13 protein-coding genes and 1 tRNA gene are annotated in these 12,569 nt (G+C 71.5%); 13 read left to right on the top strand and 1 reads right to left on the bottom strand.

Annotated features, from left to right (window positions below):
• Positions 1 to 244 precede the first annotated feature (244 nt).
• The 8 genes from CACI_RS15260 (at position 245) to CACI_RS15225 (ending at position 7,558) form a co-directional block, all read left to right on the top strand.
• Positions 245 to 1,027, top strand: a complete 783-nt coding sequence (locus CACI_RS15260) for a PP2C family protein-serine/threonine phosphatase (RefSeq protein WP_012787273.1) — start codon at positions 245 to 247, stop codon at positions 1,025 to 1,027.
• 21 nt (positions 1,028 to 1,048) lie between these two features.
• A complete protein-coding gene (locus tag CACI_RS15255; RefSeq protein ID WP_012787272.1) occupies positions 1,049 to 1,531 on the top strand; it encodes an SRPBCC family protein in 483 nt (160 codons plus the stop codon).
• A 106-nt stretch (positions 1,532 to 1,637) separates the two neighbouring features.
• Positions 1,638 to 2,351: a hypothetical protein gene (locus tag CACI_RS15250; RefSeq protein ID WP_012787271.1), complete on the top strand. Its 714-nt coding sequence runs from the start codon at positions 1,638 to 1,640 to the stop codon at positions 2,349 to 2,351.
• A 109-nt stretch (positions 2,352 to 2,460) separates the two neighbouring features.
• Complete coding sequence (locus CACI_RS15245; protein ID WP_012787270.1) at positions 2,461 to 3,222, top strand: YcnI family copper-binding membrane protein; 762 nt, start codon at positions 2,461 to 2,463, stop codon at positions 3,220 to 3,222.
• A 36-nt stretch (positions 3,223 to 3,258) separates the two neighbouring features.
• Positions 3,259 to 3,909: an SCO family protein gene (locus CACI_RS15240; RefSeq protein ID WP_012787269.1), complete on the top strand. Its 651-nt coding sequence runs from the start codon at positions 3,259 to 3,261 to the stop codon at positions 3,907 to 3,909.
• A complete protein-coding gene (locus CACI_RS15235; RefSeq protein ID WP_012787268.1) occupies positions 3,906 to 4,373 on the top strand; it encodes a copper chaperone PCu(A)C in 468 nt (155 codons plus the stop codon). The genes CACI_RS15240 and CACI_RS15235 overlap by 4 nt, the downstream gene beginning before the upstream one ends.
• Positions 4,370 to 6,106 carry a copper resistance CopC/CopD family protein gene (locus CACI_RS15230; protein WP_012787267.1) on the top strand — a complete coding sequence of 579 codons (1,737 nt, stop codon included), beginning with the start codon at positions 4,370 to 4,372 and terminating at the stop codon, positions 6,104 to 6,106. The genes CACI_RS15235 and CACI_RS15230 overlap by 4 nt, the downstream gene beginning before the upstream one ends.
• 12 nt (positions 6,107 to 6,118) lie before the next feature.
• On the top strand, positions 6,119 to 7,558 hold the full coding sequence (locus tag CACI_RS15225) for a Dyp-type peroxidase (protein ID WP_012787266.1): 1,440 nt from the start codon (positions 6,119 to 6,121) through the stop codon (positions 7,556 to 7,558).
• Here CACI_RS15225 and CACI_RS15220 read toward each other — a convergent pair whose 3' ends face one another.
• Positions 7,559 to 8,404, bottom strand: coding sequence for a hypothetical protein (locus CACI_RS15220; protein ID WP_143765256.1), 846 nt, complete (start codon positions 8,402 to 8,404; stop codon positions 7,559 to 7,561).
• A gap of 122 nt (positions 8,405 to 8,526) precedes the next feature.
• Here CACI_RS15220 and CACI_RS15215 point away from each other — a divergent pair, with 122 nt between their 5' ends.
• The 5 genes from CACI_RS15215 (at position 8,527) to CACI_RS15195 (ending at position 12,568) form a co-directional block, all read left to right on the top strand.
• Positions 8,527 to 9,042: a VOC family protein gene (locus CACI_RS15215; protein WP_012787264.1), complete on the top strand. Its 516-nt coding sequence runs from the start codon at positions 8,527 to 8,529 to the stop codon at positions 9,040 to 9,042.
• Between the two features lie 259 nt (positions 9,043 to 9,301).
• The gene (gene cmk / locus CACI_RS15210) at positions 9,302 to 10,030 is read left to right on the top strand and encodes a (d)CMP kinase (RefSeq protein ID WP_012787263.1); all 729 of its coding nucleotides are present in this window, start codon (positions 9,302 to 9,304) and stop codon (positions 10,028 to 10,030) included.
• Positions 10,027 to 10,788: a lysophospholipid acyltransferase family protein gene (locus CACI_RS15205; RefSeq protein WP_012787262.1), complete on the top strand. Its 762-nt coding sequence runs from the start codon at positions 10,027 to 10,029 to the stop codon at positions 10,786 to 10,788. Before cmk ends, CACI_RS15205 begins: the two co-directional genes overlap by 4 nt.
• A 113-nt stretch (positions 10,789 to 10,901) precedes the next feature.
• Positions 10,902 to 12,383, top strand: coding sequence for a ribosome biogenesis GTPase Der (gene der / locus CACI_RS15200; RefSeq protein ID WP_012787261.1), 1,482 nt, complete (start codon positions 10,902 to 10,904; stop codon positions 12,381 to 12,383).
• Between the two features lie 111 nt (positions 12,384 to 12,494).
• A tRNA-Pro gene (locus CACI_RS15195) sits at positions 12,495 to 12,568 on the top strand.
• Position 12,569: the final 1 nt, after the last annotated feature.

Here is a 12,569-nt window from a genome sequence, read left to right as displayed (position 1 = left end):
AAACCGCGGCTCCTACTACGTTGTGCGTCACTGAGGGAATACTCTGAGTGCGACGGACGACGCCGCCCTCGACGCCGCCATGCCGACTCCCGGCCTCCGCGCCGGCGTGCCGACCCCCTGATCCTGTCTTCACGGAAGAGCTGTACACAATAAAGATCTGCGCACCATGAAGATCTGCGCACACAATGAACTGGGCCTTCGCACCCGCCGTGGCCCGCGATCGCGATCCCGCGTTGGAGGTGACGTGCACGGGCAGGAACCCAGGCCACAGGTCGCCGGTCCCGGGCGTCCCCGCGCGCCCAAAGACGACGACGCGCGCATCGTCGAACGGCTCCAGCGCTCCCTGCTGCCCTCGGTCCTGGAGGTCAAAGGCCTGGTGACGGCTGCCGAGTACGTCCCGGCAGCGCGCCACCACAACGTCGGCGGCGACTGGTACGACGTCTTCGAGCCGGTCCCGGGCACGGTCACCTGGGTCATCGGCGACGTCGCCGGCCACGGCTTCGGCGAGGCGGTGGTGATGGCGCAGCTGCGCAACGCCCTGCGCGCCTACGCCCTGGACACCAACGACCCCGCGGAGATCCTGCGCCGCCTGGACCGCTTCGTCACCGCGTACCTGCCGAACGACACCACCGCGACCGCCTGCGTCCTGGTCCTGGACCGCCCCACCGGCCGCGTCCGGTACAGCGGCGCCGGACACCCGCCGCCCCTGCTCCTGGCCGAGCGCGACGGCGTCTACGTCACGCACTGGCTGGACCAGGCGAAGGGACTGCCGCTCGGCGTCCGCGAGACCGAGTTCCGCCCCGTGGCGCAGTTCACGCTGATCCCCTCGGACACCCTCGTGCTCTACACCGACGGCCTGGTCGAGAAGCCCGGCGACGACATCGAGGACGGCATGGAGCGCCTGCGCATGGCGGCGCACCTGGTGTGCACCGAGACGCCGGAGACCGTGTGCCGCCAGCTGATGCGCCTGCCCGGCGAGGCGTATGCCGGCGATGACAGGGCCCTGCTGGTCAGCCGCATAAGCTGAGCCGCCGCATAAGCTGAACGCATGTACGCGACCCGACCGGTAGACCTCGATTTCCTGCACACCGCCCCGCTGCGCCTGTCCTTCGCCAACACGCTGCGCGCCGCCCCGGCAGCGGTCTTCGCCGCCATAGCGCACGACGTGGCGACGATGCCCCGCTGGTACGGCGCGGTCGCGAAGGCGGAGTACGGCGGCGCGGAACCGTTCGGCGTGGGCACGAAGCGCCGGGTGAAGCTGGTCGGCGGCATGGCGTTCCACGAGGAGATCCTCGCCTGGGACACCCCTCACCGGTACGCCTACCGGGTCGAGCGCACCACCATCCCCGGCATCCGCGCCATGGCCGAGGAGTGGGCAGTCCTTCAGACGCCGGCCGGAACCCGCGTGGTGTGGACGATGGCCATCGAAGCCGGGTTCGCCACGGCCGCGGCGGCCCGGGCTTCCGGGCCGGGGATGGCGGTCGCGACGCGGCGCGCTCTGGGGCGGCTGGACCAGATGCTGGCGGGCTGAGGCCCGTCCGCCGCGCGCTCCATCGCACGCTCCATCAGGGCGGATCGAGACCACCCAGACCCCGCCGCCATCCCGCCCGATCAAGCCTGGCACCATATCTGGTGCCATGCCGACCGCCGAGCCCTCGCCGCCGACCCTGCGCGCAGCGCGCGCCGCGGTCTTCGCTGCGCTCTGCGTCCTGGTCGGCGCGGTCGGGCACGACGCGTTCTCCGTCGGGGCGATTCCCCTGTGGGCGTTGCTCGTCGGCGGTGGCGCCGTGTTCCTGGTGGTGGCGCCGCTCACCCAGCGTGAGCGTGGTTTACCGACGATCCTGGCGCTGATGGCGGTCGTCCAACTCGGGCTGCACGAGCTCTTCGCCTCGGCGCAGGGCAGCGCTGCTTCCATGAGCATGCCGATGGCTATGCCGATGCCGATGGCGACACCGATGCCGCCGCGCGGCGAGTTCTGGTGCGGACACAGCGAGCCGGCCGGGGTCACGCAGGCGATGCAGAACGTTGCCATGCCGACCACCGCCGCGCCGCACCACTCGATGACCTCCGGCATGACCACCGGCATGATCGCCGCGCACGTCCTCGCCGCCCTGGTCGCCGCCTGGTGGCTGCGCCGCGGCGAGGCGGCGGTGTGGTCGCTGGCGCGCACCCTCGGGCTGGCGCTCATCACGCCGCTGGTGCTGCTGGTCGTCGCGCTCGTGCCGTGGACGCCTCCGCGCCGGGTCGGCGCCGTCGCCACCCGGACCCCGGCACGCCTCGGACCCGGCCGGCTCCTGCGTTTCGACGTCGCGCGGCGTGGTCCGCCGATGACGGCTGCCGCATTCGCCTGACACGCCTCGGGGCGCCTTCGCCCGGCGTGTGCTGCTCGATGCGGCTCCTCGACACCGTCATCGATCCGCCACGCCCTTTGGCGGCGTGGCCTCATCCCCCGGATAAGGCATGTCCACGAAGCTCACCTCCGGCGCGCGACGGACCGCTGTCCTGCTCGCCACCGCGGGCGTCGCGCTGATCGCCGCGGCTTCGGCCGCCGAGGCGCACGTCACCGTGAACCCCAACACCGAACCGCAGGGCGGCTACGCCAAGGTCTCCTTCCGCGTTCCGAACGAGGAGGCGAACGCCTCGACCACCAGCCTGGAGGTCGACATCCCCGTCGACCACCCGATCGCCTCGGTCTCGGTGCGGCCGGTCCCCGGCTGGACCGCGACCACGACCACCAGCACCCTGGCCGCGCCGATCAAGACCGGCGGCGGCGAGGTCACGCAGGCCGTGAGCAAGATCGTCTGGACCGGCGGCAAGATCGATCCCGGCCAGTTCCAGGAGTTCGACGTCTCGTTCGGGCCGCTGCCGAAGGACACCGACTCGATCGTGTTCAAGGCGCTGCAGACGTACTCGGACGGCAACGTCGTCCGCTGGATCGACCTGCAGCAGCCCGGCCAGCCCGAGCCCGACCACCCGGCGCCGGTGCTGCACCTGACGTCGGCAGCCGCCGCCACCGGCAGCACCTCGAGCGCCCCGACCACCGCTCCGACCACTGCTCCGTCGGTGAGCCTCGCGGCCGACGGCAACGCCAAGTCCACCGCCAGCGCCAGCAGCAGTGACACCGGCGCCCGCACCCTCGGCGTCGCCGGCCTCATCGTCGGCGCCCTGGGCTTCGGCACGGCGATCGTCGCCCTGCGCCGCAAGAACACCCCGACTTCGTAACGCAACCCTGATCCCGACCCGGAGAGAAGAAAAACCATGAAGCCGCGGTCCCCCCGGATCGCACGCCTCGTCCCGATGGCAGCCGCCATCGGGGCGCTGGCCGTGCTCAGCACCGCCTGCGCCAGCCCGTCCCAGGAGGTCGCGCAGTCCTCCCAGGTCTCCACGCAGCAGTCCAAGTACAAGGGCACCGAACTGGCGGTCCCCACACCGATCCCGCCGGTGACCCTCACCGACTTCAACGGCAAGCCCTACGACCTGAAGGCGAACGCCGCAGGGAAGCTGACGCTCGTCTACTTCGGCTACACGCACTGCCCGGACGAGTGCCCGACGACCATGGCCGACCTGGCTTCGGCGCTGCGCCTGCTGCCGGCGGACAAGGCCTCGAAGGTGCGGGTCGTGTTCGTCACCACCGACCCGGACCGGGACACCGGCCCGGTCCTGAAGGACTGGCTGGCCAAGTTCAACCCCTCCTTCGTCGGCCTGACCGGCACGATCACGCAGGTCGACGACACCGCCAAGCTCGCCGCGACGCCGGTCTCCCCGCCGGTGAAGAACCCCGACGGCACGATCGAGGTGGACCACGGCACCCAGGTCAACGCCTTCGGCACCGACGGGCTCGCGCACGTGGTCTGGCTGTCCGACGTCACGCCGAAGGACATCGCCCACGACATCTCGCTGCTGACGTGAGACTCCCGCTGAAGGCCGGCGCGCTGGCCGCGCCGGTGGCGGTCCTCGCCGCCGGCGCGGCGCTGCTGGTGTGGTCCGGCGGCGACGCCGAGGCCCGCGCGGCGAAGCTGGCGGTGAGCAACGCCTACGTGCGCGAACCGGCGAACCCCGCCGAGGCCGCGGCGTACTTCACCATCGCCAACACCGGCGGCGCCGACGACTCGCTCACCGCGGTCACGGCCTCGACCGGACAAGCCTCGCTGCACACCACGAACGGCGCGAAGATGGTCGCCCTGACCACGGCTCCGGTCCCGGCGCACGGCAGCCTGGACTTCTCCCCGGGAGGCAACCACGTGATGATCGACGATCCGGGACCGCTCAAGCCGGGCACCTCGGTGCGGCTGACGTTCACGTTCGCCGCCTCCACGCCGATCACGGTGAGCGCACCGGTGATCGGCATCGCCGATCCGGCGCCGGGCTCATGACGACCGCTCGGTCCGCGACGGCGGCGCGCGCCGCCGTCCGGGCCGGCGGCATACGCCGGCGCCTCGTCGCGGTCCTGACCGCGGTGCTGTGTATATGGGGCTTGGCCGCTGCGCCCTCGGCCTCGGCGCACGCCACCGTCGTGACGACCGACCCGGCCGACGGCGCGCTGCTATCAACCGCCCCGGCGCGCGTCACGGTCACCTACAACGAGGCCGTGTCGCTGCAACTCGGCGCGCTGCGGGTCTTCGCCCCCGACGGCTCGCAGGTCGAGATCGGCACGGCCGACCACCTCAACGGCAAGCCGGAGACGGCGACCGTGCCGCTGAAGGCCGGGCTGAAGAACGGTACGTATGTCGTCTCCTGGCGCGTCATCTCAGCGGACTCCCACCCGGTGCGCGGCGCCTGGACGTTCTCCATCGGCACCACCTCCGCGGCGAACTCCGGCGGAGCGGCGGCCGCGCCGAGCGGCTCGCGCACGGTCGGCGTGCTGTTCGGCATCGCGCGCTGGCTCGCCTACCTCGGCTTCGCCGCCCTGGCCGGCGGCACGCTGCTGCTCATCGCCTTCGCACCGAAGCTGGCGCACGACCGGCGGCTGCGGCTGCTGATCGGCGGCGGCTGGTTCGCGCTGCTGCTCGGGACGGTCGCGGCACTGCTGTTGCAGGGCCCTTATGGCGGCGGGTTCGGGATCGGGCGCGCGACCGACGCCGACGTCCTGCGCGCCACCCTGAACACCAAGCTCGGCAAGGCGCTGGCCTGGCGTCTCATCCTGCTCGGCGCGGCGGGGGTCCTGGTGTCGTGGACGGCGACGCGGCTCGCCGAAGCCTCGGTGCGTGCACGGCAGGTCGCCGGGGGCGTCGGGGCGGCGCTGGCCGTGGCGCTGGCAGTGACGTGGTCGGTCGCCGACCACTCCGGCACCGGATCGCAGGTCGCGCTGGCGCTGCCCGCCGACGTGCTGCACCTGCTGGCGATGGCGACGTGGGTCGGCGGACTGGCGGCACTGGCGGTTTCGGTCCTGAGCCCGCAGACAGCGGCACTCGACGCCGACTCACGCCTAAAGCTGGTACGCCGCTTCTCCACGACCGCCTTCACAGCCGTCTGCGTCCTCGCCACCACCGGCGTCTACCAGGGCTGGCGCCAGGTCCGCCACTGGCACGCCCTGTTCGGCACGGACTACGGCCGCATGCTGATCATCAAGTCGAGCATCTTCCTGACCCTGCTCACCCTGGGCTACTTCGCCCGCCGCATCCTCGCAGCGGACTCTCCCGACCTGAAGCGGCTGCGACGCTCGGTCGCCGCCGAATTCGGCCTTGCGCTCGTGGTCCTGGCGGTCACGGCACTGCTCGTGGAGTCCCAGCCGGCGTCCGCAGCAGCGCCGAAGTCCGGACCCGTGACGGTGACAATGCCCTTCGACACCGGCGCACCGAACGGCACCGGAACCGGCACGGTGACCGTCACCCTCGACCCAGCCCGCGTCGGCCCGGACCAGCTACAGATCTCCATCCTGGACAAGACCGGCAAGCAAGAGTCGGTCCCCGAAGTCGACGCCTCACTGGCACTGCCGGCCCAACAACTCGGACCCATCGCGATGAAACTCCAACCCACCGCCCCCGGCCACTACACCGCGAGCAACGTCCTGATCCCGATGCCCGGCGCCTGGCAGGTCCTGGTCACAGTCCGCACCACCGACATCGACCAGTCGACGGTCATCCTCAACGTCACCATCGGCAAGTAGGCGAGGAACCCAATGACGGACGACACCACCGAATCGCCCCACGCCGCCCCAGGGCCGGTCAGCCCCGACACCCCGCCGCCAGCTGCCGCCGAGCTCCCGCGCCCGCCCCGCTGGCTCACCGGTCGTCGTCCGGCGGGCACCTCGCCGCGCAACCCTTCCCGCCGCACCTTCCTGACCACCGGCGCCACCACCATCGGCGGCGTGGCAGTAGGCGCCACCACCTCCGCCCTCCTCCTCAACGACAACAGCACGGCCGCCACCCCCGCCGCCGACGTCATCACCGCCCTCGGCACCACGACCATCGCCACCCCCTTCCCCCACCAAGCAGGCATCTCCATCCCCGCCCGCCAACAGAGCCACGGCACCGTAGCCGCCTTCGACCTCGCCCCCAACACCACCCCCGCCCAGCTCAAAGCCCTGATGCAAGCCTGGACCGCCGCCATCGCCGACCTCACCGCCGGCCGCGCTCCCGCCCCCGGCTCCAGCTCCACCGCCTCCCCCACCCCCGCCCCCGACACCACCACCCTCGGCAGCGGCCCATGCTCCCTGACCATCACCGTCGGCATCGGCCCATCCCTGTTCGGCAAGGCAGGCCTGGACCCCGCCGCCCGCCCCCCGCAGCTCGCCCCCCTCCCCGCCTTCGGCACCGAGCGCCTCGACCCCGCGCGCAGCGACGGCGACCTCGGCGTCGTCCTCGCCGCCGACGACGCGCTCGTCGTCTTCCACGCGCTGCGCGTCCTCACCCGCGCCGCCGCCGGGACCGCCAAGCCGCGCTGGGTCATGTCCGGCTTCAGCCGCGCGCCCGGTTCCTCGCCCGACCCCGCCGCCACCGGCCGCAATCTCATGGGCCAGCTCGACGGCACCAACAACCCCGCCCCCGCGCAGCCGGACTTCGCGGGCAAGGTGTTCGTCCCCGCCGACGCCCCGACCGCCTGGATGCGCGGCGGCTCCTACCTCGTCTTCCGCCGTATCAGGATGCTGCTGGACTCCTGGGACGCCCAGACCACCGCCGAGCAGGAACGCGTCATCGGCCGCCACAAGGACACCGGCGCCCCGCTGTCCGGCGGCACCGAGCACACCCCGGTCAACCTCTCCGGCCAGAACCCCGACGGCTCCCTCGCCATCCGCGGCGACGCCCACATCCGCCTGGCCGCCGCCGCCGGCAACAGCGGCGCCGCCATGCTCCGCCGCGGCCTGAGCTACGACGACGGCCTCACCGCCGACGGCCAACCCAACGCGGGCCTGCTCTTCCTAGCCTGGCAAGCCGACCCGAACCACGGCTTCGTCCCGGTCCAGAAGCACCTGACCCACTCGATGGACGCCTTGAACCGCTTCACCACCCACGAGACCAGCGCCCTGTTCGCGATGGTCCCGGCGCCGGTACCCGGCGGCTACCTCAGCCAGGCGCTCCTAGATCACGCACTCCTCGACCCGACCAATCAAGGACACTGATCAAGGACACTGATACTTCAAATCCCCAGAACTCGCCGTCTCCGCCCCCGCCGCCAGCACCCCGGGGCTGGTGATGCGGAACGTCGCACTTACCGTCCCGCTCCCCGTCAGCTTCAGCTGCCACGCCAGATGCACCTTCGGCGACTTCCCGCTCACCCGCTCCGCCCCGGTCACCGCCTGCGTGGTGTGGTTCTTCGCCGGGATGTCCCACTCGTAGGTCACGACCCCGGTCCCGCCGTTCGTCGTGAACTCCGCGACCATGTCCACCGACGCGTCGCAGATCCCCGAAGGCTGCACCGGCGCGAAGTTGTGCACGGAGATACTCGAGATCTGCACCTTCGGCACGGCCTTCTTGTCCCGCAACTGCACCGCCGCGAAGCCCGCCGCCCCCAGCACCGCGCCGACCAGCACGAGGCCGACGAGCGTCCGGATGATCCGGCTCGGCAGACCGTCCTTCAGGTCCTTCTTCTCAGGCTTCTGCGTCCCATGACCGGTGGCGACGAGCCCGCCGGGCGGCGCCGGCGGCGATGAGCCGAGCAGCAGCGCGACCGTCCGCGCCGCCGCCCCCGACTCGGGCACGACCGGCGTGATCAGCCAGACGTGTCCGGCGTCCTCGACCAGGTCCAGCACCGGCAGCGTGCCGGGCAGCAATCCGCCGCGCGCCGCCACCGTCCGCTCCACCAGCCGCTTCACGCCGCCCGCCGCCTTGACCCGCGCCGGCTCGAACCGCAGCACGCCCAGCGTCCTGCCGTCGGCGCCGGTGGCGGTGAACCACACGCCGTCGGTGCCGCGCAGCACCTCCGGACCCAGCTTCAAGCCCATCCCGGGCAGTCCGGCCTCGCTCAACGCACTCTCCCCCAGTTTTTTCAGCGACACAGTGTCCCGCTGTGCAGCTGATCCGCGCTTGCGGCAGTGTAGAACGTCCGGCAACGATGGAGTCCGCACCTCGGAGAAGAAAGAGCTGAACCATGCCTGTGACCCGCCTCAACCACGCCGTGCTCTTCGTCCGGGAGGTGGAGCGCAGTGTCGTGTTCTACCGCGACCTGTTGGGCTTCGAGGTGCTGACGCAGGCTCCGAACGCCGCCTTCCTGCGCGCACCGGGCTCCACCAACGACCACGACCTCGGCCTGTTCTCGGTCGGCCTGCACGCCGGGTCCTCCGAGGCCGGACGCTCCCGCGTCGGGCTGTACCACCTGGCGTGGGAGGTGGACACCCTGGCGGAGCTGGCGCGCTTCGAGGAGGCGCTGACGGCGCACGGCGCACTGGTCGGCGCCAGCGACCACGGCACCACCAAGGCCCTGTACGCACACGACCCCGACGGCCTGGAGTTCGAGATGTCCTGGCTGGTCCCGGCCGACCGCGTGGCCGACGCGCAGCTGCCGGAAGGCTCGGTCACCCTGCCGCTGGACCTGAAGAAGGAGATCGAGCGCTACGGCGCCGAGACGCGCGGCGGGGTCGGGATCTCGCACATCGCCGCACCCTGACATTCCGCGCGGCTGTCTTCACAGCTGCCCTCCCGCATCAGGGCAGCGTTTTGAGACCAATCACACATCCCGCGATCCCAGCCGGCAGCAGCGCCTTCGCCACCGACACGCTCTCGCCGCCGCCATGCTCTCGCCACCGACACGCTCTCGCCGCCGAACACGGCGGTCGGTCCGATGCGAAACCCGTGAGCCCCGCCACCAGATAGTCTTAATGGGTCGCAGGTCCCACCTCCTCGCTCACCCCCCTGGAGTCACCGGTATGTCGCTGCCCAGCCAGCAGGCTCTGTCCGGGATGGTCGTCGCCATCGACGGTCCCTCCGGGTCGGGCAAGTCGAGCGTGTCGCGCGGGGTCGCGGCCCGGCTGGGGCTGCGCTACCTGGACACCGGCGCGCAGTACCGGGCGATGACGTACTGGATGCTGCAGAACAAGGTGGACGTCGGCGATCCCGCCGCGGTGGCGGCCGACGCCGGGACCCCGGTGATCGTCTCCGGGACCGATCCGGCGGCGCCGGCGATCGGCGTGGACGGCGAGGACGTGGCGGTCCAGATCCGGGAGGCCGACGTCACCGGCGCGGTGAGCGCGGTGGCCGCGGTGCCCGAGGTGCGGGCCCGGCTGATCGCGCTGCAGCGGGAGATCATCGGCGGCGGCGGGATCGTGGTCGAGGGCCGGGACATCGCCTCGGTGGTGGCGCCCGCCGCCGGCGCGAAGATCTTCCTGACCGCCTCGCAGGAGGCGCGCGCCGCCCGGCGCAACACCGAGAACGGCGGCGGAGCCGGCGGCGTGGCGGCCACCCGCGAGGCGCTGACCCGCCGCGACAGCGTCGACAGCCGGACCAACGCGCTGGCCGCGGCTCCCGGGGCGGTGGTGGTCGACGCCACCGAACTGACACTGGAGCAGGTGATCGAACAGGTCGCCGGCATCGTCATCCACACGGCGGAGGGCACCGCGCCGGACGCCGCCTCCCAGGGGGTGGGACTCACCAGATGAAGGTTCTCCGCGATTCACACGACCGGCCGGCGGGTCCCTGGCGCGGACGGCAGAGCACCGCGGCCTCGCCCTCGCCCTCGCCCTCACACGACGGTCACAAGGCGCCCAGCGCCCGCGGCGCCAAGCGCGCACACCGCGTCGGCGTCCCGCTCATGCACTCGCTGTGGCACGTCACGCAGCACAACGTCGCGAACGTCCCGACCGAGGGCGCCCTGCTGATGGCCGGCAACCACACCGGCTTCCTGGACGGCCCGCTGATCGCCGGCGTGGCGCCCCGCCCGGTGCACTTCCTGGTCAAAAAGGAGATGTTCGTCGGCCCGCTGGGCCCGATACTGCAGCATGGGTTCGGGCAGATCCCGATCGACCGGGACCACCCGGACCGCGCGGGGATCCAGGCGGCGCTCGCGGCGCTGCGCTCCGGCGGCGTGTTGGGCGTCTTCCCCGAGGGCACCCGCTCCACCGGACAGTTCGAGTCGGTGCACAACGGCCTGGCCTATTTCGCCGTCGCGACCGGCGCCCCGGTCCTGCCGGTGGCCTGCCTGGGAACGGCCGCGAAGGGCCGGACCATCGGCTCGCTGCCGACCCCGCGCACCCACCTTGAGCTGGTGTACGGAACACCGCTGACGCTGGAGGAGTTGTCCCAGGGGTCCGAGGGCCTGGGCCGGCGACAGAAGATCGCGGCCATCAGCGAGGAGCTGCGGATCCGCCTGGCGGCGCACGTGCAGTACGCCAAGCAGCTCACCGGGCGCGACAATTAGACACGGACACGGACGCCAAGACTGACGCGCTCCGGTCGGCGGTCCCCGCACGAGGCGGGGTCGCCGACCGCACGCTTTACCAGACGCATTGATCAAGACATGAGGATTCCCTGATGCAGCCCGACACCGAGGACTACACCCCCGGCGAGCTCAGTACCGCCCCCACCGACGCCTCGGACGTGGCCTACTTCGACGAGGACTTCGACTACGAGGCCTACGCCGAAGGACTCGACGCCGAGGACTGGGAGCGCGGCGAGGGCGAAGGGGTCCGGCTGCCGGTCCTGGCCGTCGTCGGCCGCCCCAACGTGGGCAAGTCCACCCTGGTGAACCGCATCCTGGGCCGCCGCGAAGCGGTGGTGCAGGACGTCCCCGGCGTCACCCGCGACCGCGTGTCCTACGACGCGCACTGGAACGGCCGCCGCTTCAGCCTGGTCGACACCGGCGGCTGGGAGCGCGACGTGGAGGGCATGGCCAAGGCCGTCGCCTTCCAGGCCGAAGCCGCCATCCACGCCGCGGACGCCGTGATGTTCGTCGTGGACGCCACCGTCGGCATCACGGACACCGACGAGGCCGTCGTCCGCGTCCTGCGCAAGGCCGGCAAGCCGGTCATCCTCGCCGCGAACAAGGTCGACGACCAGCGCACCGAGGCCAACGCGGCCGAGCTGTGGAACCTGGGCCTCGGCGAGCCCTTCGCCGTCTCAGCCCTGCACGGACGCGGCTCCGGCGACCTCCTGGACGCCGTCCTGGACGCCCTCCCGGCCACCCCCAAGGTCCGCTTCGGCGAGCTGATGGGCGGTCCCCGCCGCGTGGCCCTGGTCGGCAAGCCCAACGTCGGCAAGAGCTCCCTGCTGAACAAGCTGGCGGGCGAAGAGCGCGTCGTCGTCGACGCCACCGCCGGCACCACCCGCGACCCCGTCGACGAACTGATCGACCTCGGCGGCAAAACCTGGCGCTTCGTCGACACCGCAGGCATCCGCCGCCGCGTCCACCAAACCTACGGAGCCGACTTCTACGCCTCCCTCCGCACCCAAGGCGCCATCGACAAGGCAGAGGTAGCAGTCGTCCTAGTAGACGCCAGCGACTCCCTGACCGAGCAGGACCTCCGCATCATCACCATGGTCGCCGAAGCCGGCCGAGCCCTCGTCATCGCCTACAACAAGTGGGACCTGATGGACGAAGAACGCCGCTACTACCTCGAACGAGAAATCGAACGCGACCTCGTCCAAGTCCGCTGGGCCCCCCGCGTCAACCTCGCGGCCCTCACCGGCCGCCACGTGGACAAACTCGTCCCCGCCCTGGAACAAGCCCTAGCAGGCTGGGAAACCCGAGTCCCCACCGCCAAACTCAACGCCTTCCTAGGCACCCTCGTAGCCGAACACCCCCACCCCCTCCGAGGCGGCAAACAACCCCGCATCCTCTTCGGCACCCAAGCCTCCACCCGCCCCCCCCGCTTCGTCCTCTTCGCCAGCGGCTTCATCGAAGCCGGCTACCGCCGCTTCATCGAACGCCGCCTCCGCGAAGAGTTCGGCTTCACCGGCACCCCCATCCAAATCTCCGTCAAGGTCCGCCAGAAGAACAAGGACCGCAAAAAGTAGCCCCACCCACCCAGCCCCCCGCCAAAGCCACCCGCCGACGCGCCACCCCGAACCGATGTGATTCCGAACCCCCGGGTGCGGTATTGTCTTCCTGCCCGCACAAACGGGCAGCGGGCTGTAGCGCAGCTTGGTAGCGCACTTGACTGGGGGTCAAGGGGTCGCAGGTTCAAATCCTGTCAGCCCGAC

Source organism: Catenulispora acidiphila DSM 44928 (genome assembly GCF_000024025.1).
Lineage (GTDB): Bacteria > Actinomycetota > Actinomycetes > Streptomycetales > Catenulisporaceae > Catenulispora > Catenulispora acidiphila.
The sequence above is the reverse complement of the archived record's forward strand: the minus strand, read 5'-3'. Positions and strand labels throughout refer to the sequence as shown.

Bases quoted from the DNA above. Each gene is read 5' to 3' on its own strand.
- CACI_RS15240 (WP_012787269.1), top strand. From the start codon at position 3,259: ATGAAGCCGCGGTCCCCCCGGATCGCACGCCTCGTCCCGATGGCAGCC.
- cmk (WP_012787263.1), top strand. From the start codon at position 9,302: ATGTCGCTGCCCAGCCAGCAGGCTCTGTCCGGGATGGTCGTCGCCATC.
- CACI_RS15250 (WP_012787271.1), top strand. From the start codon at position 1,638: ATGCCGACCGCCGAGCCCTCGCCGCCGACCCTGCGCGCAGCGCGCGCC.
- CACI_RS15215 (WP_012787264.1), top strand. From the start codon at position 8,527: ATGCCTGTGACCCGCCTCAACCACGCCGTGCTCTTCGTCCGGGAGGTG.
- CACI_RS15225 (WP_012787266.1), top strand. From the start codon at position 6,119: ATGACGGACGACACCACCGAATCGCCCCACGCCGCCCCAGGGCCGGTC.
- CACI_RS15205 (WP_012787262.1), top strand. From the start codon at position 10,027: ATGAAGGTTCTCCGCGATTCACACGACCGGCCGGCGGGTCCCTGGCGC.
- CACI_RS15230 (WP_012787267.1), top strand. From the start codon at position 4,370: ATGACGACCGCTCGGTCCGCGACGGCGGCGCGCGCCGCCGTCCGGGCC.
- CACI_RS15255 (WP_012787272.1), top strand. From the start codon at position 1,049: ATGTACGCGACCCGACCGGTAGACCTCGATTTCCTGCACACCGCCCCG.
- der (WP_012787261.1), top strand. From the start codon at position 10,902: ATGCAGCCCGACACCGAGGACTACACCCCCGGCGAGCTCAGTACCGCC.
- CACI_RS15245 (WP_012787270.1), top strand. From the start codon at position 2,461: ATGTCCACGAAGCTCACCTCCGGCGCGCGACGGACCGCTGTCCTGCTC.